This is a genomic window from Ruegeria sp. BC3 (assembly GCF_056539265.1).
This window is the reverse complement of record NZ_JBQFUP010000002.1, coordinates 392,379-413,246: the sequence shown is the minus strand read 5'-3', so window position 1 is coordinate 413,246 and position 20,868 is coordinate 392,379. Positions and strand designations below refer to the sequence as shown.

The following is a 20,868-nucleotide window of genomic DNA, read 5'->3' as shown; positions in this document are numbered from 1 at the left end:
GCGATTCAATAGTCAGAGACCAGCAGGAAGTCCGGCGCGGTATCCTCTTCGATTGTCGCAAAACGCGGGATCGGGTCTTCGAACACATTGTCGGTTCGGTCATCATTCACTGTCGAGACTTCGCCAATCAGGCAGTCGCCCTGTTCGGCCCAAAATGCGTGCCAGATACCGGGCATCAGGGTCACGCTTTGGCCCGGTTTCAACCGCAGCAGTTCGCCGGGTTGGATGGTAACAGGGCAGCTGTCGCTAGGGACGACCACGGGATTGTCCCGGTCAATACCGCCTTCGGGGTCCGAGGCGTAGATCTCCATCACCAGATCGCCGCCGCCTCGATTGATGATATCTTCGGCTTTGATGATATGGCGATGCATCGGCGACAGTTGTTTCTCTCGCGAGATCAGCAGCTTTTCTGCGTACAGCATCCCACGACCCTTGTTCAAATCCTGTACGTCTCCATTGCGCAGAGTGAAAAGGAACAGCCCAAGCTCATCGAACCGGCCTTGACCATAATCGGTGATGTCCCAGCCAAGCCCACGGTCGCGGATGCCCTGTGCTTGCGCGCTCCGCATCTGGTCCGGGGACCAGTTAGCAAAGGGGGGCAGGACAGCGCCGAACGAGCGGATAAATGCCTCTGCCTCGGTTTTGATGTCGTTGATGTCTGATCTTTTCATCTTGGTCCCTCGTCGGGTCAAAGTTCATGCGCCCACGGCGGATTGGCTCCGGCGCGGGAAACGGTGATGGCGGCGACTTCTGCACCTTTGGCCAGAGCCGAACGAAGCTGGTCTAAACCCAGATTACGCAAATTGGCCTTGGTCAATTGACCCGCACGGTCCAATTCAGCCAGAACGCCAGCGTTGAATGTGTCACCCGCGCCCACTGTATCGACGACCTCCACCGGTTTGACGGGCACCGACGTTTTCGACCCGTTTGCCAGGTAACCTGATGCGCCGTCGCTACCGCGCGTGACGATGACGACAGCTGGCCCGGCCTGCAGCAGTAAGGGCACTTTCTGTTCCAAGGGTTCAGGTCCGGGAATGATCCAATCCAGATCCTCATCCGAGACCTTTATGATGTCAGCGCGCGCGATCATACGGTTCAGCCGCGTGCGGTACCGCGTCTGATCCTTTATGAAATCGGGTCGGATATTGGGGTCCAGCATTACAGCGCGGTCTGGTCCATGGCGATCCAATAAGGCTGCATAGGCGTCGGCGCAGGGTTCGCATGCCAAGCTGATGCCGCCGAAGTACAACGCAGACACCGCGGGCAGCTGTTTCGGCATATCCTCGGGCGTCAGCATCCGACCGGCCGTGTTTTCATCGACAAAGCTGTAAGTTGCGTGCCCGTCCTTGAGCTGGACAAAGGCCAGCGTCGTCGGGCGGTCGGACCGGATCACGTGGCTTGCATCGACATGGCTGGCCTGAAGGGCGTTTGCCAGTTGTTGTCCAAACATGTCTGACGACAGGCCAGTCAACAAACCTGCGGATGCACCCAAGCGGCCTAACGCGACGGCCGTGTTGAAGATGGCGCCGCCGGAATGGGGCACGAACCCTTGCGCCCCTGAAACGGTCGGCTCGGCGATCATGTCGATCAATGCTTCACCGCAGCACAAAATCATGCCGTGGTCCTTTCTGTAACGGGATCAGGCGGCCAGTTTACCGCGCGAGCGCACTTTTACAGAAATTGTTAGCGCCAACAATGCCAAATTCGTCCTGTTCGGACACATATAGGTTCATGGAACGCCGGAGATCGCTGAATCGCCCTCCGGCGTTGAACGCATCCCGGAAGTCATCCTTGAACAGCCACCGGTTCTTTTCGGCCACTCCGCCAACCAGAAAAACGCCGCCTGTGGGCATGAAGGCAACGGCCAGGTCGCCCATCAGCGCCCCAAGATGGGTTGTGAACATATGCGCGGTTTTTACTGCAACCGGATCGGATTCCGCCAGAGCATCTTCAAGGATGTCTTTTGCGTTGCGCGTCGGGACGTCGACGTGACCTGCAGCCATGCAGGCTGCCTGATACAATATTGGCAGGCCGGTTCCGCTCAGGAACATTTCGGCTTCCAGTACGAAGCTGTCGTCAAAGAAACATTTAGGCGCGATCTGGCGCGCAGCTTTGAAGATTTCGACCTCATCCGAATGACGCGGCGCGAGGCCGACATGACCACCTTCGCCGGACGCGGTGTGGAAACGCCCTTCGGAGTATAACAACGCGCCAACGCCAAGGCCGGTTCCGGGACCAACCACCAGCCGGGTTCCAGTTGGGGGCGTTTCAGCCCCTTGCAGAACTTCGACGTCTTTTGCAGAGATTTCTGCGACCGACCAGGCCGCGGCGGTGAAGTCATTGATAACAAACGTGTGCTGTGCCCCAGTGGCCTTGCCGATATCGCGCTCGGACAGGTCCAAATGCGCGTTTGTCAGCCGGATCGTGCCGTCCTTGACCGGCCCTGCGCCCGCGGCGACAACGGCGCGGGGGTCGGTACCGATTTCGTCGCGAAGGTTGTGGAATGCCTCCAGCAATTCGGGCAGCGTACCTGTTGGATACTTACGCAGATCGGCAAGTTTTCCATCCGAGATGACACCCAAACGCGTGTTTGTGCCGCCGATATCTGCGACCAGATTCCAGTGCTCATGCATAGTTCCGGCAGGCTGCGCCATCGGCAGCGAAACGGATTCTCCCGACAATGCAGACTTCAACGCGTTGTACGACGCTTTGGGCCTGCGTTCCAAAGTGTCGAAATCCACGTCCACCAAACCGAACCGCTTTTCATAGCCGAAAGACCACTCGTAGTTATCCAACAGGGACCAGATGAAGTAACCCTTGACCGGAACATCCTGATCCAACGCGTCCTGCACCGCTGTAAGGTGCTGATTGAGGTATTCGATGCGCTCGTCATCCTGTTGGCGCTCGGGGCTGGCCATGCCGTTTTCGGTAACGTAAATCGGCAGGTCGCCGGTATAGTCCTGTTTGGCGCGGGTCAGGAAGCGAGTCAGCGCGCTCGGCTCGATCTCCCATCCCATCTGGGTTTTTGGCAGCGGGCCTGGCACTTCTTTCAGGCTTGGCCAGGCGGTGTCTTCGGGGGCAATCAGCTTGCGGGTGTAGTAATTCAGGCCGCACCAATCGACCGGCGTGCCGATCGTGTCGAAGTCATCTTGCCAGCCAGAGGGCAGGTAAGGTTCAAGCCCATCCAGAACGTTTTGCGGATAGGATTTGTTGAAGACGCCCCCAAGGAAAAACCGGTTGTAGATTCCATCATAAAGATCTGCGGCCTTGCGCGCGGCGGCGCTGTCATCCGCGGGTTCGGCCCATTCCAGATTGAATACTGCGCCCAGATTTGACATCCCCAGCCCGCGCATCGCCTCGATCGCCCGACCATGGGCCAGCAGGACGTGGTGCATGGCGCGGGCCGCAGCGCGGATATCGCGCATGCCGGGCGCATGATGGCCGTCAAAATGGCTCAGCCAGCTCACGCACCAAGGTTCATTGATCGGTGCGACGCTGAACATGCGGTCACCGATCCGGCCCATGATAACTTCGGTGAAATCGGCAAACCAGCTTGCGATGTCCCTGTTCCGCCAACCGCCTAGATCGGCCAGCGCCGAGGGCAGTTCCCAATGATACAGGGTCGCGCAGGGGCGAACGCCTCGTTCCAAAAGCGCGTCGGCAAGGCGGTCATAGTAGTCCAGCCCTTCTTGGTTCACCGGGCCGCGCCCGTCGGGCAGGACGCGTGCCCAACTGGTCGAGAAACGGTAGCAATCGAACCCAGCATCGCGCACCAGATCGAAATCCTGCGGAAAACGATTCAGATGATCACAGGCCAGATCTCCGTTTTCATTTCGCACAACGTTACCGGGAGAGGCGGCGAAGCTGTCCCAATGGGTCTGCCCCGCGCCACCCTGGGCGTGTCCTTCGATCTGATAAGCCGAGGTTGCGACGCCAAAGAGGAAGTCTTTGGGGAAGTCAGAGCGTGTGTATTTCATTTCTCAGTGCCTGTTGGGAACGGGGCCGGTTGAGCCGCCAACTACCAGTTCGGCCTCCAGCAATCTAGTTTTAACCGGGTCGTTCGGGGATTTGATGCGCTCAATCAGCATCTCAGCGGCCATTTCTCCGGCCCGGCGCACCGAGGAACGGGTCGCCGTAAAGATCGGTACATCCTGACCGTTTTTCAGATAGGACAGGTCATCATCATGGGCGATGACTGATACGTCTTTGCCCATCTTCAAGCCCGCCTCGTTCAGGGCGCGCCGAACGCCAATGGCGGAAATCATGGACGAGGTCAAAATGGCCGTCGGCGGATCATCCAGCTGCAACATATCGCGCGTCTCGTGGTGGCCATACACCTCAGTCATCTCGGCGCTACGCATCAGATCGGGGTCCGGGGTCAGGCCTGCCTCGCGCAACGCCTCAAGGTACCCGGCGCGGCGACGTTGGGCAAAGTCCATATCCTCAAGCCCGTTGATCAGGGCAATACGGCGGTGCCCAAGGTCGACCAGGAACCGGGTGGCGCGCAGAAAAGAGCGTTTGTTGTTCACATCGATCCAGTCATAGGGCACCTCAACGCCGGTCGATCTGCCGTGAACGATGAAGGGCACGCCCATCCGGTTCAGGACCTCAATCCGGTGTTCGTTGACCTTTGGGCCCTGCAGAACAACGCCGTCGACCGCACCGCGCTGGAACAGGCTGCGATAAGCATCTTCGATCGAGGTGTCGTCGGCATTCGTGAACATCAGATCATAGCCGTGATCCGCGTATTTCCGAGCGGCACCGGCAACAAAGTCACCAAAAATGGGGTTCACCATCTCATGCCGGGATGAGCTTGGAATCACATGTCCGATCACCATCGATCGACCCGTGGCCAACCCTTTGGCGCGACTGTTTGGCCGGTAGCCATGTTTGGCAGCGGCCGCCTGAACCCGTACGCGCGTATCCTCGTTCACCTCGGGATAGCCGTTCAGCGCGCGGCTGACCGTCGTTTGGGAAAGCCCAAGGATTTCTGAGAGCTGCTTAAGGTTCATATTCTCTTCAAAGCGCCTTCAAATTCTGCTGGTCGGGTGCGTTGCGTGTGGCTTAGGTGGCTAGCCTCATGCGACGCAGATCGTGTTTTGAATATTAAGTTTAGGGCGATCCGTAAACAGATTATTGACATAAATTGAATGTTAGCGGATAAAGCATGCCATCCAAAGCGCTTTGAAAATGAGTCTTGAAAGCGCCTAGAAACTTTGGGAGGAAACTTCATGAAACACTCGCTTTACGCAGGTGCGGCCACGTTCGCCCTGATGGCGGGCGCGGCGCATGCCGACAAGGTCACCGTGTTTGGTCCGTGGCTTGGACCGGATCAGGAAAACGTCGAAAAGGTGCTGGATGGCTTTGCGGCTGCAACCGGGCACGAATACGCCTATGTCGGCTCGGACAGCTTCGAACAACAGATCAGGATCGACGCCGAGGCCGGGTCTGCACCGAGTGTTGCTGTGTTTCCTCAGCCCGGACTGGCTGCCGACATGGCAAAGGCGGGTTTCTTAACTCCGTTGGGTGATGGCACGGCAGACTGGATCCGTGACAACTATGCTGCCGGACAGTCCTGGGTTGATCTCGGCACCTATGCAGGCCCGGACGGTCAGGACCATCTGTACGGCTTGTTCTACAAAGTTGATGTGAAATCCCTTGTCTGGTTCGTGCCGGAGAATTTTGAGGATGCCGGGTACGAAGTACCGACCACGATGGAAGAGCTGAAGGCGCTGACCGACCAGATCGTCGCTGATGGCGAAACGCCGTGGTGCATCGGTCTGGGTTCCGGCGGCGCGACCGGCTGGCCTGCGACCGACTGGGTCGAGGACATGATGCTGCGCACACAGTCGCCCGAGGATTACGACGCTTGGGTCGCCAACGAGTTGAAGTTCAACGATCCCAAGGTCATTGAGGCGATTGAAGAATTCGGTGCATTCGCGCGCAACGACGACTACGTTGCAGGTGGTGCCGGCGCGGTAGCAACCACCGACTTCCGCGACAGTCCGAAGGGCATGTTCAGCTCGCCCCCGCAGTGCTACATGCACCGTCAGGCGTCTTTCATTCCGGCGTTCTTCCCGGAAGGCACGGTTGTAGGTGAGGACGCCGACTTCTTCTATTTCCCGGCATATGAAAGCAAAGATCTAGGCAGCCCGGTTCTTGGTGCCGGTACCGTTTGGGCGATCACCAATGACAGCCCTGGCGCACATGCATTGATCGAGTATCTGCAGACACCCGAAGCGCATGAGACATGGATGGCGCTGACCGGTTTCCTGACCCCGCATAAGGGCGTCGATACTTCGGTTTTCTCAGACCCAACGTTGAAGAAGATGAACGATATTCTTCTGGGGGCCACCACCTTCCGGTTTGACGGGTCTGACCTGATGCCGGGCGGCGTCGGTGCGGGCACCTTCTGGACTGGAATGGTCGACTATGCGGGCGGAGCATCCGCGCAAGAAGTCGCCGATGAAATTCAGTCCTCGTGGGATGCTCTGGACTAAAGGCGTCTGAGACTGGGCAACCCGCGCTGTCGGGTTGCCCGAACCTACCGTCGCAAGGGAGAGCGGCATGCATCCGGCATTTCAGGGCCTGCTGACCATCGCCATCGGCGTGTCAGGTTGTGTGGGCTATTTCTACCTATCCAATCAGTTTCTGGACAAAGTTCTGTTCCCGCCCCGCGGCCCGAATGCAGGCCGCAACATCAACCGGGCCAACATGATCCGGCCGTGGCTGTTCCTGTTCCCGGCGCTGGCCGCCTTGGGGCTGTATCTGGCCTATCCGGTGGTTGAGACACTGCGCCTTTCGCTGACCGATCGAGTTCCAGGCGGTGGCTATGAGTGGGTCGGACTGGAAAACTACATTCAGATGGCAAACGAGCCCAAGTTCTGGGAAGCGATGCGCAACAACATGTTCTGGCTGATTGTTGTGCCCGCAATGTCGACCGCGTTCGGTCTGCTGGTTGCGCAACTGACCGACCGTATACGCTGGGGCAATATCGCCAAGTCCTTGATCTTTATGCCGATGGCAATCTCGTTTGTTGGGGCCTCGGTCATCTGGAAGCTGGTCTACGACACGCGTCCGGCAGAGCAGGATCAGATCGGTATGCTTAATGCGCTCTACCTGTTTTTTGGCGGGACCGAACCGCAGACATGGCTGACGATCCCGTTCTGGAACAGTTTCTTCCTGATGGTCGTTCTGATCTGGATTCAGACCGGTTTTGCCATGGTCATTCTGTCGGCTGCGCTGCGCGGTATCCCTGAAGAGACGATTGAGGCAGCCATTCTGGACGGTGCGAACCCGTTCCAGATCTTCTTCAAGATCAAGGTGCCCCAGATCAAGACAACGATTCTGGTTGTTTGGACCACGATCACCATCACTGTGCTCAAGGTCTTTGACATCGTCTTTGCCATGACCAACGGCCAGTGGGAGACGCAGGTTCTGGCCAATTACATGTACGACAAGCTGTTTCGGGCGAATGACTGGGGCGTTGGCTCGGCCTCGGCCATGGTGATCATGTTGCTGGTCGCACCGATCCTTGTCTGGAACGTGCGCAACGCACGGAAAGAGATGGAGTAGGGCCATGAGCGATATTGCAGGAACCAAGCCCGCCCTCAGATGGGTCGTCCATGCCTCGGTCATCTTTCTGGTCGTCCTTTGGGTCGTCCCGACACTTGGGTTGCTGATCTCATCCTTCCGTACCGCAGACCAGATCGCGACCAGCGGTTGGTGGCGATCATTGTTCCCGTCGGAACAAAACCTGACATTGCGCAGTGCAGCGCCAGAAACGCAGGTTCAAGAAAACGGGCTTTACGTCATCGAGGGCAATCTGTTCGAGGGCGAACCTACGGCGAAAATCTCGAAATGGGGTGTCAGTTCGCGCGCGGTAGACGCTTTTGTACCCGGCGAGACAGCCGAATTGCGTCGGGGCGGTACGATCACCGTAGATGCTGACGGCAACTATCGGATGGAGAACCCAGAAGAGTTTACCGGCAGCCGGGGCGCGCGTGTCTTTGTGACTGCAGAATTGCCGCCCGAATTCACCCTAGCCAACTACCACAAGGTTCTGCTTGCCGAGGACAGCACTGACAGTATGGGGCGGGCGTTCTTCAATACACTGACCGTGACAATACCGGCGACGATTATCCCGATCCTCGTGGCGGCCTTTGCGGCTTATGCTCTGGCCTGGATGGATTTCCCAGGACGGGCACTGTTAATTGCCGCGGTTGTTGGACTGCTGGTGGTTCCCTTGCAGCTTGCCCTGATACCATTGCTGAAATTCCATCTGAATATTGGGATCGGCAAAGGATACCTTGGCGTCTGGATGGCACATACAGGCTTTGGGATGCCGCTGGCCATATACCTGCTACGCAACTACATGGCCGGCCTACCGCGCGACCTTATCGAAAATGCGCGGGTCGACGGGGCGACCGAGTTCCAGATCTTCACCAAACTGATCCTGCCGCTCAGCTTCCCGGCGCTGGCCTCGTTTGCGATCTTCCAGTTTCTGTGGACATGGAACGATCTTCTGGTGGCCAAAGTCTTCCTGATCGACGCATCAGGTCAAACCACCGTTATGACCAACCGCATCGTCGAGCTTTTGGGCACGCGTGGCGGCAACTGGGAAATTCTGGCCACAGCAGCGTTCGTCTCGATCGCTGTGCCGTTGGCTGTCTTCTTCGCAATGCAGAAATATCTGGTCCGCGGCCTTTTGGCCGGGTCCGTCAAATAGAGGCGTCTGATGAACGTGCAGAACACCGTAGAACTCGAAAACGCAACCAAAGCATCCGCCGACTGGTGGCGGGGCGGCGTGATCTATCAGATCTATCCGCGTAGCTTTCAGGATAGCAACGGCGATGGGATTGGCGACCTGAAAGGGATCACCCAGCGGCTGGATTACATTGCCTCACTCGGCGTTGATGCGATCTGGATATCTCCCTTCTTTAAGTCCCCGATGAAGGACTTTGGCTATGACGTCAGCGACTATCGCGATGTCGATCCGATGTTCGGGACAATGGCGGATTTCAAAGAGCTTTTGGACCAGGCGCATGCGCGTGATCTTAAGATCATGATCGATCTTGTCCTGTCACACACGTCGGACCAGCATCCGTGGTTCAAGGAAAGCCGATCGAGCCGTGAAAACGATAAGTCCGACTGGTACGTTTGGGCTGACCCCAAGCCCGATGGCACGCCGCCAAACAATTGGCTGTCGATCTTCGGCGGGTCCGCGTGGCAATGGGATTCTCGGCGTTTGCAGTATTACCTGCACAACTTCCTGACCTCGCAGCCTGACCTGAACTTTCACTGTCCGGACGTGCAGGACGCATTGCTAGACGTCGCGCGGTTCTGGTTGGATCTGGGGGTTGATGGGTTCCGTTTGGATACGATCAACTTCTACTTCCACGACAAACAATTGCGCGACAATCCGGGCCTGCCGCTGGATCAGCGCAATGCCTCAATTGCGCCGATGGTGAACCCGTACAACCATCAGGATCACCTCTATTCAAAAAGCCAGCCTGAAAACATCGCGTTCCTCGAGCGTCTGCGCGCCCTGACCGACGAGTACGAAGGCCGGGCCTGCCTAGGTGAGGTCGGCGACGCGCAGCGCGGGCTTGAGATCATGGGCGAATACACAAGCGGCGATAAGCGCATGCACATGTGCTATGCGTTTGAGTTCCTGGAAAAACGGTCTCTGACAGCCGCTTATGCCAAACAGGTGTTCGATCAACTCGAGCAGAAGGCAGGTGATGCGTGGCCGTGCTGGGCGTTTTCGAACCACGACGTGCAGCGCCATGCATCCCGGTGGGAACTGAGCGATGCGGCTGTTCGCCAGCACGCGGTTCTGATGATGTGCCTGCGCGGCTCGGCCTGCCTGTATCAGGGCGAAGAACTGGGCCTGCCCGAAGCTGATGTTGCGTTTGAAGACTTGCAGGATCCCTATGGCATAGAGTTCTGGCCAGAATTCAAGGGTCGGGACGGTTGCCGCACTCCGATGGTGTGGGCGGCGCAGGATGAACAGTCGGGCTTTACCACAGGGGCTCCATGGCTGCCTGTCAGCCAAGCGCAGGCCGCAAGCGCGGTAGACCGGCTAGAGCGAGAGCCGAATTCGATGCTGCACCACTATCGCCATGCCATCGCTTTGCGCCACGCGAATTCTGCGCTGATGTCCGGTCAACAGATCGACATGGATCAATCGGGGCCCATCCTGAGCTTCTTGCGCGAAGACAGCGCCCAGCAAGTCTTTTGCGCCTTCAACCTGGGTTCGGAAAGCGCAGAGGTCACTCCGCCCGACGGCAATTGGAAGCATATCGGGGAGGAATTGGGCGGCATCGCAGGGGCGGGAACAACGACCCTCGACCCCGCCCAGTTCTGCCTGATGATGCGCGAGAAGGAGTAAGCCATGTCGGAACTCAACCTCACGGATGTGGCCAAGACCTATGGCAGCGTCGACGTCCTGAAGAACATCAATCTGGACATCGAGCGCGGCGAACTGATCGTTTTTGTCGGGCCTTCGGGCTGTGGTAAGTCGACATTGCTGCGCATGATTGCGGGTCTTGAAAAGATCTCGGGCGGAACGCTCGAGATTGAAGGTCAGGTTATCAACGATGTGCCCCCAGCACAGCGGGGCATCGCCATGGTGTTTCAGAGCTATGCTTTGTACCCACACATGACCGTGCGCGAGAACATGGCTTTCGCCCTGAAAATCGCCAAGATGCCAACCGCCGAGGTTGACGCAGCTGTAGAACGCGCCGCGCGTATTCTGCAGCTTGAACCGTTTCTGGACCGTCTGCCAAAAGCCCTGTCTGGTGGTCAACGACAACGTGTCGCGATTGGCCGGGCCATTGTGCGCGACCCTAAGGTCTATTTGTTCGACGAACCGCTTTCGAACCTGGATGCGGCACTGCGCGTTGCCACACGGATCGAAATCGCACGTCTGAAAGAGGCGATGCCGGACAGCACGATGATCTACGTTACCCATGACCAGGTCGAGGCGATGACGCTTGCCAGCCGGATCGTCGTGCTGGCCAACAAGGGGATCGCGCAAGTCGGCACCCCGCTCGAACTGTATGAAACACCGGATAATGAGTTTGTGGCGCAGTTCATCGGCTCACCCGCCATGAACCTGTTGCCGGGTGTCATCACGCAGACAGGCGAGCGCACAGTGATCAAACTGGACGGCGGTGGAACGGCGGTTTCCAGCATTCCGACCGGTGCTGCTGACGAAGGAAAACAGGTCAACATTGGCGTCCGGCCCGAAGATTTTCTGCCGGTGGACGACGAAGCGATTTTACAGGGTGTCGTGGACTTTACCGAAGCCTTGGGTGAGGTCACGTTGCTGTATTTTGCGGCCAAGGAGGGGGAAGACCCCACAATCGCCAAGCTTCCCGGCGTGCAACGGGATATGCGGGGTAAAACCGTTTCTGTTTCGGCGGACCCGGACAAGGTTCACCTGTTCCACGGTGGGATTTCCATGCGTAAGTGATTTGCTTGTCGGCAATTCAACATCAAACTTCGAATCAAGGGCCTGCCGCAGCGGGGCCTTTTCGCAGTTTGTAAGCGGCGTGAGCAATTTGCCCCTTAAGCGCTTGTTTTTTGGTCAGATACCCGAATTTTGGTCAGAACGGCAGTGTTCAAAAAAGGTGCGTAGACGCTTTGATCCCGCCTTAAATTCGCTGCGGCTTTGCAAGATCACATCTTTGAATTGTGACGTTTTTGGTGGCTTTAGCGTTAGCGGCAGAACGAAGCGTTTTTCCTTGTTTAATGTAGTGCCTGGCTTGGCTGTCTGGTTCCGCAAGCGCGTGATCCGGGGAAATGGCAGGAACGTCTGCATCCGAATTGGGGTCAAAGACGCCAATGATTTGCGAACTTCAGTTCGCTTGCGGACGAACAAAAATCGCCATCTGGACTTACTAAAAATAGAAACTGTCACTTTTGGCCTGACAACGCCCTCGCAAAGCTCTAGCGTGACACGCATAACAAAAAACAACACAGTCCAATAACGGGAGATCCTACTATGGCTGAACGGAAAAACCTTTCCAGACGCTCGGTCCTGAAAGGCGCGGGCGCGGCCGCTTTGGCGGCACCGCTGTATAGCAAAAGCGCGCTGGCCTCGTCGGGGGAAATCAACATCCTGATGTGGTCGGACTATCTGCCGCCCACATTCCTGCAAGAGTTTGAAACTCTGACCGGAATCAAGGTGAATTACACCGGCATCGGGTCGAACGAAGAAATCATCAACAAAATGAAGGCCACCAAAGGTCAGGGCTTTGACATTGTCTCGCCGACCAACAACCGCTCGTTGCAGTGGGAGCCGCTGGAGCTGCTGCAGCCCTTCGACATGAACAAGGTTCCGATTGATCTGGTGAACCCGGCGATGGCGCAAATCGGTACTGATGCGTGGAACTTCGGTGACAGTGGCGTGCACTGGCTGCCGCACATCTGGGGCACCGAAGGAATTGCCTATCGTACGGACCTGTGGCTGCCTGAGGGCGACGCGCCGTCTTATGGCGACGTTTGGTCGGAAGAGAACGCTGGAAAGACCATGGGTCGCGCGCATTCGATGATGCTGGGCGCTGGCCTCTACATGGAGCGCGCAGGCGAGATGGAGCCGGGTTCTGTCTGGGCCGCATATGGCGACGAAGAAACCATGCGTAAGGTTTGGGGCCAGATCACCGATTGGTGCATCGAGCGTAAGAACCGGATCAAACTGATCTGGAACGACGCCGACACCCAGAAGAACGGCCTGCTGAACGAGGGCGTTGTTGTCGGTCAGACTTGGGATGGTCCGCCGCTTGCGCTGAAATCGGCGGGTGAGCCGGTCCACTACCAGGCGCCGATCGAAGGAGCGATGGCCTGGGTTGACGGTATTGCGATGCCCACGGGTGCGGCCAATATCGATCAGATCTATGCCTTTATCGACTTCGCTTATCAGGCGAAACCGGCTGGTGTGGCGATCGACAGCCACGGCTACAATTCGCCCGTTCTGGGTGCCGACCAGTATTCGGGCGACACCTACAAGAAGAACTTTGCCGAGGCCTATCCGGGCGACTCGCTGGCGAACCTCAACCCGTGGCCGGCTGAGGCTCCGTGGTACGCTGAAACTCGGACCGAGTTTGTCAACAAGTTCAAAAGCGCCTGATCGCTATGAAAACCTGCCCTCCGCCCCCGTGCGGAGGGCAACGAACCCGCGCGCCCTTTCGGCGTGACGGAACCTATTTCGGTGCGAAGGGGACTCGCACCAGACGGAGATACCAAAAATGAGTGCAGGGGTCGGTGTAGATCTTGAGAACCTGTGGATCCGTTTCGGAGACTTTGTTGCCGTGCGGGACGCCAACGTGAACATCAACGGGGGCGATTTCTTTTCGTTTCTTGGCCCGTCGGGCTGCGGCAAGACAACGATCCTGCGCGCGGTGTCGGGCTTCCTGGACCCCAGCGAGGGCAAAGTTCTGATCGGCGGCAACGACATGCGCGGTATCGGCCCGAACAAACGCCCGACGGCCCTGATCTTCCAGAACCTCGCCCTTTTCCCGCTGATGAAAGTCTGGGAGAACATCACCTTTTCAATGGAAATCAAAGGCGCTAGCTCGTCGCAACGCCGCAAACGCGCGGATGAACTTCTGGACATGATTGCTCTGCCGGGGCAGGGCGACAAGCTGCCCAGTGAGTTGTCCGGGGGGCAGCGTCAGCGGGTCGCCATTGCGCGTGCGCTGTGCGCCGAACCGGATGTGCTGCTGTTGGACGAACCGCTTTCGGCGCTGGATTTGAAACTGCGCCAGCATATGCGTACAGAACTGCGTGAAATCCAGCAGCGCGTCGGGATCACCTTCATCTACATCACCCACGATCAGGGCGAGGCGTTGACCATGTCGGACAACATCGCCGTGATGCGAGCCGGAGTGATTGACCAGATTGCGGATGGCAAGACGATCTACAATGATCCCAACACGGCCTTTGCGGCCTCGTTCGTTGGGGAAAACAACGTCTTCCGCGGCAAGATCAAACAGGTCATGGGCAATGAGGCGATGATCGCCACAAACCGTTCGGGTGATCTGGTGGCGCGGATCTCGACTGCCAATCAGGGCAAGCTGAAAGAGGGGGATGACGCAATGATGTTCGTTCGCCCCGAAGCATTCACAATTGCCCCCGACGGAACCGCTGGCGATCATTTCGTCACCGCACGGGTGACGCACGAAGAGTTCGAAGGCAACGTCTTCAACATCTTCACCGAGGGCGAAGGCGGTAAAGAGATCAAAGTCTCGCTGCCAAACCTGGGCCAGTCCTTCGAAGATCACACCGGGCAGAACATTACGCTGGAATATGAGACCCGCAACGCGGTTCTGGTTCCGGCGGGTGAACTGGCGGCAGAATAAGGGGTAAGAACAGATGCCCCAATTTCTGAAAGACTTCTTCAATCGCAACGGTTTTGGCATGGGGTTGGCGATCCTGGGTCTGGTCCTGTTCTGGACCATTGGCCTGATCATCCTTCCACAGTTGTCGATGCTGGACTTTTCCTTCCGTCCGAACCTGCCGCCACCAGAGATTGGCGGACCCAAGGACGTCTATACGCTGGAGAATTATAAATACCTGATCTACGGCCCCGAAGGCGGCAGTCAGAAGTACAACGCGGTCGATCTGAGGGTCTTTTTCCGTACCCTTCTGGCCGCTGTCTGTGTGACGATCTTCAACCTGATCCTGTGCTATCCGATTGCCTACTATCTGGGCCAGTCCAAGGGCAGCCACATTCGTATCTTCGCGATCATGCTGATCATTCCTTACTGGATCAACGAGATCCTGCGTGCCTTTGCCCTGCGGATCATCTTTGGTGAGACTGGTGTGCTGAACACGCTGTTCGTTGGTCTGGGGATTTGGGACACACCGTTTGACTTCATCCGCAATGACATCGCGCTCTATGCCGGTCTTGGGTATGCCTACATCCTGCTGATGATTTTCCCGATGTATAACGTGATCGAAAGTCTGGACGGAAACCAGATCGAGGCCGCCCGCGACCTGGGTGCCCCATGGTGGAGGATTCACTGGCGGGTGGTCATTCCCTATGCCAAACCGGGCATCAGCTCGGGCTGTACGATGGTGTTTATGCTAAGCGCCGGTGCGCTGGCTGCGCCGCAGATTCTGGGCGGGCCGTCGAGTCTGTGGTTCACGCAGCTGATTTATCAGCAGTTCAACGACAACAATGACTGGCCGCAAGGTGCCGCGTACGCCATCGTGCTTCTTGTGACCTGTATCCTGTTTGTGCTGGCAATGATGCGGCTGTTCAAAGTGAACATGGGGGATATCGGGAAATGAATAATTCCTTCCTCCGCATAAGCATCTGGGTCTATCTGGTCATCTTCTTCCTGTACCTGCTGGGCCCGCTGGTGATCATGTCGGTCACGGCGTTCAACTCTTCGGCTTTCCCGAGGATGACGCCGTGGGAATGCCTGACCTTTCAGTGGTTTGGAGAGCTGTTTCAGGACCAGCGTATCCTGAACGGTATCAAGAACTCGCTGATCATCGGGGCCGGGACGGTTGTCCTGTCAGTGGCGATGGGTCTGGCAGGTGCGTTGATGCTGACGCAGATATGGCCGAAGCTGCGGGCAACCTATTACACGATCATCATCGCGCCGATCCTGATCCCGGGCGTTGTTCTGGGTATTTCGACACTGGTGTTCTGGGACCGGATAAACCGGATGCTGGGACTGGGCGCGGATAGCGTTCTGTCGAACGGGATATTCCTGACGGTGATCGGCCAATCCACCTTTATCGCCAGCTATTGCATGCTGGTTCTGGTGGCCCGGCTACAGCGCTATGACGTGGCCCTGACCGAGGCGGCGTTGGACCTGGGTGCAACCCACGCGCAGGCCTTCCGCAAGATCCTGCTGCCCTTTATGCGCCCGGCGATTGCGTCGGCGGCGGTGCTGGCATTCCTCGCTTCGTTCGAGAACTACAACACCACCACCTTCACCTTTGGCGAATACCCGACGCTGACAATCGAGTTGGCGCAGAAGGTGCGGTACGGTATCACGCCATCGATCTCGGCCTTGGCCTTTATCATCGTGGCGCTGACCGTGTTCTTTGCCCTGCTTAACGAAGCCAAGCTGAAGCGGCAGGAACTGGTTGCTGCGGCGCGTAAGCAAGCAACCGTTGAGGAGCTGGCTGGAAAGATCAAACTGCCCAGCTTCTTTGCCGGAAACATGGCGGCGGTTCTGTTGGTTGTGTTTGCCGTGGCCACGATAACCGTGGTTGGCACTGCAACCGCCTATAATCCGGGCCAGTGCATCGCCAATGTCAAAGAGCAGAAACGTCTGGAGGCCGAACAGCGCATTCAAGAGCTGCGCAAGCAGCGCGAAGAACAGCGTAAGAAACGAGAGGCTGAAGAGGCCGAACAGGGCGGTGCTCAGCAATCTGCGCCGAAGCCGTCGAACAACAGCGGTTTTGGTAACGTGTTCGCGCCGAATACTCTGGGCGGTGACACCGAAGAAGAAAGCACCGAACCGGAAACTCCGCCGTCCAACAACGGCGGGTTCGGTGGGGCCTTTGACCCCAACAGCCTACAAACTGATCAGTAGGTTCGAGCGATTACCAAACGGACGCGCCCGAAGAGGTTACCCCTCTTCGGGCGTTTCTTTTTGTAGGACAACTACGCCGCAGGCGTCCACGACCTGACCGTTCCAAGCGACCGGTTGGGCGTTGTAGTTGATCAGGAATTCGTGCGTTGCCGTTTCACGGCGACGCAAGCCGTTGGGCATAGTATGCAGGCACACGCCCGTTTCGCGCGCGGCCATATCAATCACCCGATCCCACAATTGTTCATCGGGGAATCCAGCCAGATACCAGAGACCGTTAGCACCCAAAAGCGCAGGGTTACCGTCCGCAAAACGCATCAGACACGGAGACGTCCCAGAGACACGGTCGACCCAATGCTGCGCGGCGCCGCCGCCCTCAACATTGCGATGGACCTGGGGTGGAAGGGACTCTACCAGCTCGACATCGCAATCCATTCCACTCAAACCGGGGCGCGCGTGCGGAATCTGAAAGTCATGCGTGATCGCCCCACTACGGGGCCCGACGATCGCCAGATCGCAGCCTTTAGTTAGGTCTCGCTCCAGATCACCGCCCATCGTGGCCAATCCCGGCGCAAGGATGATTTTGTAGCCAGCGGTCGGAATGTCCGCCGGCGAAACAAAGTCCACAGACAAACCCGCCCGCCGCAGAGCGCGGTAGGCCGAGAAAACCAATCGAAAATAGTCGAACCCGGCCCCTTGTGGCTGCGTCGCCCAAGCCCAGTCAGAGGCATAGTCGAACAGGATGGCCACGTCCGCTTTTTCCTGGATCACATCACCTAGCCCAGACAATGCATCTGCAGTTTGCCTTGCCTCGGCTAGTGCCGGGGCTGGGCTATTATTGGGCGTCAACAGTCCGGCATGCATTTGCTCCTGCGCGAACGGGGCCTGCCGCCAGCGGAAATAACTGACAACCTCAGCCCCATGCGCCACGGCCTCAAGGGACCACAAACGCACCATGCCTGGCAGCGGGGCGGGATTGTAAGGTGCCCAGTTCACCGGACCGGGCTGTTGCTCCATCACCCACCAACGACCACGGCCCACAGCGCGGTAGAGGTCGTGGTGAAAGGCCTGCATATCCGGGTCGCCCTGCTGCAGAAAGGCGGTTTTGTGCGCCTCGTCCGCCTCAAGCCGGTCGGACAGGAAGCCGATCGGATAGCTGTCCCATGTGGCGATATCCAGATCCTCAGCGACTTTGAAATGGTCGAAATCCAGTACGCGCCCCATGTAGTTGTGCAGCAGCGGCGCATCTGTCAGACCCCGCAGCACATCGGCCTGAGCTTTGTTGTACGCCGCAACCTGATCCGAGCTGAACCGCCGGAAAGCCAACACATGGGCCGGGCTAGGTTCGGTAACGGTTAGATTGGGCAAGTCGATCTGATCAAAGTCCCCGTACTCCATTGACCAGAAGATGTTACCCCACGCCTCGTTCAGCGCTTCAATGCTGTCGTATTGTTCCTTGAGCCATAGCTGAAAGGCCTGCAAGGCAGCCGGGCTGTAGCTGACCGTGGTATCGTGGCAGCCGTATTCATTGTCGATCTGCCACGCTGCGATGTGCGGATTCCGGCCATAGCGCTCGCCCATGATCCGGGCGATGCGAACCGACTCCTGAACGTAGCTCTGGTGGCTGAAGCAGTAGTGCCTGCGAGAACCAAACTTCCGGGGGTTGCCCCGTTCGTCCACTGCGAGCATGTCCGGATATTTCTCAAGCATCCAACGGGGCGGCGTCGCTGTTGGCGTTCCCAACACGACCTTTAGGCCAGCAGCGCCGAGCGTATCGATTGCGCGGTCCAGCCAGTCAAAACGCAAATCACCGGGCGTAGGTTCCATGCGGCTCCAGGCGAATTCCCCGATCCGAACCCAGGTTAGCCCGGTTTCGACCATACGGGCCGCGTCCTCTGCCCACATGGCTTCGGGCCAGTGTTCCGGGTAATAGCAAACGCCAAGTTCTGGTTTCATAAAATGACTCTGTGTTCTGGTTGGCCTTTGCCCACGTCGCGGGCGGCAAAGGTCATGCCGTTGGTCGGTTGTGTTTCAATGGTTGCTGCATCCAGCCCTTCGCGGGCCGTGGTGCAAAACAGGGTTGTCAGATTGCTGCCACCAAAGGCTGGACAGGACGCGTGCGCGGCCTCAAAAGTGACCGCTTTCAGGAACTGCGCCTGCGGATCATAAGCCGCCACCCTGTTGGCGCCCCACTGGGCGATCCAGATGTTGCCCTCGGCATCCACCACAGCTCCATCTGGGTTGAGGTCATCATCGCGCAGGTCCAGAAAAACCGAACTTTCGCCTTCAGGCCAACCGGTTTCGGGATCCAGAGACAATCGCATGACAAGCTTGGTAACCGTATCGGTGAAATACGCGCAGGACCGGTCGGGTGCGAAACAGATCGCGTTCGAGATTGTGACATTCGGTACAAGCTGGCGCAGTTCACCCTGCCAGTACCGATAGATCGCGCCTGCACCCGGCTCGGCATTCTTGCCCATTGTTCCGATCCAAAAACCGCCCCATGGATCGGCGCGTCCATCGTTAGATCGGGTGACCGGGTTGTCGGCCTCAAGCGGGGCAATCCGGTGTTTGTCACCGCTCGCTAAGTCGAACCGCCACAGCCCAGTTTCCGAAGCGATCAGCAGAGTGCCCTGATCCACCCAACCTGCGGCAGACACATGTTCGGAAAACTGCCAACTTTGCTGTTCCCCGGATGCCTGCGTCATCAGTCGTTTGTTGACAATGTCGAACCAGAACAACTGTTGCCGCTCGGGATGCCATAAGGGGCCTTCGCCAAGCTCGCAGGGCCGGTCGTCAAAAACAAAGCTCATCCAGCAGCCTCGTCATAGGCTGCGACGATCCGCATGGCCCTGTCGCCAATTTCATCAACGGACATACCCGGTTTGAACAAGGCCGAGCCGATGCCGAACCCGTCAGCCCCGGCCTTGATCCATTCGCCAAAGTTCTCGGGGCCCGCACCGCCAACCGCATAAACTAGCGTGCCCTTGGGCAAAACCGGGCGGAGTGCGGCAAGCCCGGATGGTCCGGCCATAACACCGGGGAACAGTTTCAACCCTGTGGAACCCGCCCTGAGCGCGGCAAACGCTTCAGTCGGGGTGTAAACCCCAGGCCAGCTTTCCATACCCAAAGCGACCGTTCGGGCAATGACCTCAACATCGCAGTTCGGCGATACGATCAGCTTGCCACCAACACCTTGAACGGCCTCAACCTGATCCGGCGTCAATACAGTTCCAGCGCCGATCAGCGCTTGATCGCCGTAGGTCTTGGCCAAAGCTTCGATGCTGATCAGCGGGTCGTGAGAGTTCAGAGGCACCTCGATCTTGTCGATACCAGCCGCGATCAGGGCCTGGCCTACATCAACAGCATTTGACGGATCAAGGCCACGCAGAATTGCAATGATTGAGCGGCTCATACGGTTTGCCTCGTGAGTTTACGGGCCTGAGAAAGACCCGCCAGTGTACATTGAGTGGCATTTGCGGTGTCTACGAGCGCGCCCTGCAATTGCAGAGCACCCGCATAGATTTGGGAAATCTCTTCAGCGCCGATAATCGCCAGTTGCTGACCCAGCCAATACGGGCGCGTTGCGGCCAGTTCGGCCCCGATCAGCATTCCGGACAGCTTTGCCCGCGCTGTGCCTTTGTCCTGTTCATGCAGCAAATCTGCAGCCCGCAGTCCAAACAGGCGCGCGGCCAGTTGTTCGGGTTTCGAAAGTGCATCCGCGACCGCGCCGGCGAAGGCGTCCTCATCCCATCCCTCTGCGACGGAATGCTTTAGCACGGATTGCCCGCTGAGCAGCGCGAACATCTCACCGGTCATGAAGGTGCGAAAACTGACAACCTCACCGGCGCTGACCTGCACCCATTTCGAGTGGGTTCCGGGCAGGCAGATCACGCCGTCCCAATTCGGGCGAGTGGCCAGAAAACCAGTGATCTGAGTTTCTTCTCCACGCATGACATCTGGCGGTGCGTTCTGCTTGAGCCCGGGCACGACAAATGCTCGTATCCGGGGATCGGTGCCCGGGACGCGGATGGGCGCATCCGGCAGAGGGGCCGAGGGAACGGCCGCGTAAGGCGCCTCGACCCATCCTTGTCGCGCGCCGACCATACCGCAGGCAAGGACATCGACGGGCTCGGCGCTCAGCCAGCCATCGATCAGGTCCAACAGCGCCGGCTGGAAGGCCTCTTTGGCAAGACGCGCCATTCCGCGATCAGACTGTGCCTGGTCCAGTACATTATCGCCTTGCATGGCCCAAACCCGCAGATGAGATGTCCCCCAGTCAACAGCAATCCATTCTGTGGTCATGGTC

The 20,868-nt window shown here is 58.0% G+C and carries 17 protein-coding genes and 1 pseudogene; 9 read left to right on the top strand and 9 right to left on the bottom strand.

Translation table 11 applies throughout. The features are described 5' to 3' along the window. Window positions 1-5: 5 nt before the first annotated feature. The 5 genes and pseudogenes from ACR0MV_RS07250 to ACR0MV_RS07230 form a co-directional block, all read right to left on the bottom strand. Window positions 6-671 (bottom strand): D-lyxose/D-mannose family sugar isomerase, encoded by a 666-nt coding sequence (locus tag ACR0MV_RS07250; RefSeq protein ID WP_170423618.1) that lies wholly within the window; start codon window positions 669-671, stop codon window positions 6-8. 17 nt (window positions 672-688) lie between these two features. Next, on the bottom strand, window positions 689-1,615 hold the full coding sequence (locus ACR0MV_RS07245; RefSeq protein ID WP_480701583.1) for a carbohydrate kinase family protein: 927 nt from the start codon (window positions 1,613-1,615) through the stop codon (window positions 689-691). A gap of 37 nt (window positions 1,616-1,652) precedes the next feature. Further along, window positions 1,653-2,633 carry a glucokinase gene (locus ACR0MV_RS07240; protein WP_480701870.1) on the bottom strand — a complete coding sequence of 327 codons (981 nt, stop codon included), beginning with the start codon at window positions 2,631-2,633 and terminating at the stop codon, window positions 1,653-1,655. A 42-nt stretch (window positions 2,634-2,675) separates the two neighbouring features. After that, window positions 2,676-3,977: pseudogene (locus ACR0MV_RS07235) on the bottom strand (GH1 family beta-glucosidase); the annotation flags it as partial. Window positions 3,978-3,980: 3 nt separating this feature from the next. Next, entirely contained in the window at window positions 3,981-5,012 is a 1,032-nt protein-coding gene (locus ACR0MV_RS07230) for a LacI family DNA-binding transcriptional regulator (protein WP_480701582.1), read from the bottom strand. Window positions 5,013-5,231: 219 nt separating this feature from the next. Between ACR0MV_RS07230 and ACR0MV_RS07225 the strand changes: the two genes are divergently transcribed. From ACR0MV_RS07225 to ACR0MV_RS07185, 9 genes are all read left to right on the top strand, one after another. Further along, window positions 5,232-6,500 carry an ABC transporter substrate-binding protein gene (locus tag ACR0MV_RS07225; RefSeq protein WP_170423610.1) on the top strand — a complete coding sequence of 423 codons (1,269 nt, stop codon included), beginning with the start codon at window positions 5,232-5,234 and terminating at the stop codon, window positions 6,498-6,500. 67 nt (window positions 6,501-6,567) lie between these two features. Beyond that, on the top strand, window positions 6,568-7,575 hold the full coding sequence (locus tag ACR0MV_RS07220) for a carbohydrate ABC transporter permease (RefSeq protein WP_170423608.1): 1,008 nt from the start codon (window positions 6,568-6,570) through the stop codon (window positions 7,573-7,575). 4 nt (window positions 7,576-7,579) lie between these two features. Beyond that, window positions 7,580-8,728, top strand: coding sequence for a carbohydrate ABC transporter permease (locus tag ACR0MV_RS07215; protein ID WP_170423606.1), 1,149 nt, complete (start codon window positions 7,580-7,582; stop codon window positions 8,726-8,728). Between the two features lie 9 nt (window positions 8,729-8,737). Beyond that, window positions 8,738-10,393 carry an alpha-amylase family glycosyl hydrolase gene (locus ACR0MV_RS07210; RefSeq protein ID WP_480701581.1) on the top strand — a complete coding sequence of 552 codons (1,656 nt, stop codon included), beginning with the start codon at window positions 8,738-8,740 and terminating at the stop codon, window positions 10,391-10,393. A 3-nt stretch (window positions 10,394-10,396) separates the two neighbouring features. Continuing rightward, window positions 10,397-11,479, top strand: coding sequence for an ABC transporter ATP-binding protein (locus ACR0MV_RS07205; protein WP_480701580.1), 1,083 nt, complete (start codon window positions 10,397-10,399; stop codon window positions 11,477-11,479). 531 nt (window positions 11,480-12,010) lie between these two features. Beyond that, complete coding sequence (locus ACR0MV_RS07200) at window positions 12,011-13,135, top strand: extracellular solute-binding protein (RefSeq protein ID WP_170423598.1); 1,125 nt, start codon at window positions 12,011-12,013, stop codon at window positions 13,133-13,135. Between the two features lie 118 nt (window positions 13,136-13,253). Further along, the gene (locus tag ACR0MV_RS07195) at window positions 13,254-14,366 is read left to right on the top strand and encodes an ABC transporter ATP-binding protein (RefSeq protein ID WP_170423596.1); all 1,113 of its coding nucleotides are present in this window, start codon (window positions 13,254-13,256) and stop codon (window positions 14,364-14,366) included. Between the two features lie 13 nt (window positions 14,367-14,379). Beyond that, window positions 14,380-15,300, top strand: coding sequence for an ABC transporter permease (locus tag ACR0MV_RS07190; protein ID WP_170423594.1), 921 nt, complete (start codon window positions 14,380-14,382; stop codon window positions 15,298-15,300). Next, window positions 15,297-16,562: an ABC transporter permease gene (locus ACR0MV_RS07185; protein WP_480701579.1), complete on the top strand. Its 1,266-nt coding sequence runs from the start codon at window positions 15,297-15,299 to the stop codon at window positions 16,560-16,562. The genes ACR0MV_RS07190 and ACR0MV_RS07185 overlap by 4 nt, the downstream gene beginning before the upstream one ends. 36 nt (window positions 16,563-16,598) lie before the next feature. Here ACR0MV_RS07185 and ACR0MV_RS07180 read toward each other — a convergent pair whose 3' ends face one another. From ACR0MV_RS07180 to ACR0MV_RS07165, 4 genes are read right to left on the bottom strand one after another with little or no spacing between them, the layout of a single operon-like run. After that, window positions 16,599-18,515: a beta-galactosidase gene (locus tag ACR0MV_RS07180; RefSeq protein ID WP_480701578.1), complete on the bottom strand. Its 1,917-nt coding sequence runs from the start codon at window positions 18,513-18,515 to the stop codon at window positions 16,599-16,601. Further along, window positions 18,512-19,372 (bottom strand): SMP-30/gluconolactonase/LRE family protein, encoded by an 861-nt coding sequence (locus ACR0MV_RS07175; protein ID WP_480701577.1) that lies wholly within the window; start codon window positions 19,370-19,372, stop codon window positions 18,512-18,514. The genes ACR0MV_RS07180 and ACR0MV_RS07175 overlap by 4 nt, the downstream gene beginning before the upstream one ends. Then, window positions 19,369-19,974, bottom strand: a complete 606-nt coding sequence (locus ACR0MV_RS07170; RefSeq protein ID WP_170423586.1) for a 2-dehydro-3-deoxy-6-phosphogalactonate aldolase — start codon at window positions 19,972-19,974, stop codon at window positions 19,369-19,371. Before ACR0MV_RS07170 ends, ACR0MV_RS07175 begins: the two co-directional genes overlap by 4 nt. After that, window positions 19,971-20,864 (bottom strand): 2-dehydro-3-deoxygalactonokinase, encoded by an 894-nt coding sequence (locus ACR0MV_RS07165; RefSeq protein ID WP_170423584.1) that lies wholly within the window; start codon window positions 20,862-20,864, stop codon window positions 19,971-19,973. The genes ACR0MV_RS07170 and ACR0MV_RS07165 overlap by 4 nt, the downstream gene beginning before the upstream one ends. Window positions 20,865-20,868: the final 4 nt, after the last annotated feature.

Excerpts from the sequence above, each read along its gene's own strand:
- ACR0MV_RS07250 (WP_170423618.1), bottom strand. The coding sequence starts at position 671 with ATGAAAAGATCAGACATCAACGACATCAAAACCGAGGCAGAGGCATTT.
- ACR0MV_RS07245 (WP_480701583.1), bottom strand. The coding sequence starts at position 1,615 with ATGATTTTGTGCTGCGGTGAAGCATTGATCGACATGATCGCCGAGCCG.
- ACR0MV_RS07240 (WP_480701870.1), bottom strand. The coding sequence starts at position 2,633 with ATGCATGAGCACTGGAATCTGGTCGCAGATATCGGCGGCACAAACACG.
- ACR0MV_RS07230 (WP_480701582.1), bottom strand. The coding sequence starts at position 5,012 with ATGAACCTTAAGCAGCTCTCAGAAATCCTTGGGCTTTCCCAAACGACG.
- ACR0MV_RS07225 (WP_170423610.1), top strand. The coding sequence starts at position 5,232 with ATGAAACACTCGCTTTACGCAGGTGCGGCCACGTTCGCCCTGATGGCG.
- ACR0MV_RS07220 (WP_170423608.1), top strand. The coding sequence starts at position 6,568 with ATGCATCCGGCATTTCAGGGCCTGCTGACCATCGCCATCGGCGTGTCA.
- ACR0MV_RS07215 (WP_170423606.1), top strand. The coding sequence starts at position 7,580 with ATGAGCGATATTGCAGGAACCAAGCCCGCCCTCAGATGGGTCGTCCAT.
- ACR0MV_RS07210 (WP_480701581.1), top strand. The coding sequence starts at position 8,738 with ATGAACGTGCAGAACACCGTAGAACTCGAAAACGCAACCAAAGCATCC.
- ACR0MV_RS07205 (WP_480701580.1), top strand. The coding sequence starts at position 10,397 with ATGTCGGAACTCAACCTCACGGATGTGGCCAAGACCTATGGCAGCGTC.
- ACR0MV_RS07200 (WP_170423598.1), top strand. The coding sequence starts at position 12,011 with ATGGCTGAACGGAAAAACCTTTCCAGACGCTCGGTCCTGAAAGGCGCG.
- ACR0MV_RS07195 (WP_170423596.1), top strand. The coding sequence starts at position 13,254 with ATGAGTGCAGGGGTCGGTGTAGATCTTGAGAACCTGTGGATCCGTTTC.
- ACR0MV_RS07190 (WP_170423594.1), top strand. The coding sequence starts at position 14,380 with ATGCCCCAATTTCTGAAAGACTTCTTCAATCGCAACGGTTTTGGCATG.
- ACR0MV_RS07185 (WP_480701579.1), top strand. The coding sequence starts at position 15,297 with ATGAATAATTCCTTCCTCCGCATAAGCATCTGGGTCTATCTGGTCATC.
- ACR0MV_RS07180 (WP_480701578.1), bottom strand. The coding sequence starts at position 18,515 with ATGAAACCAGAACTTGGCGTTTGCTATTACCCGGAACACTGGCCCGAA.
- ACR0MV_RS07175 (WP_480701577.1), bottom strand. The coding sequence starts at position 19,372 with ATGAGCTTTGTTTTTGACGACCGGCCCTGCGAGCTTGGCGAAGGCCCC.
- ACR0MV_RS07170 (WP_170423586.1), bottom strand. The coding sequence starts at position 19,974 with ATGAGCCGCTCAATCATTGCAATTCTGCGTGGCCTTGATCCGTCAAAT.
- ACR0MV_RS07165 (WP_170423584.1), bottom strand. The coding sequence starts at position 20,864 with ATGACCACAGAATGGATTGCTGTTGACTGGGGGACATCTCATCTGCGG.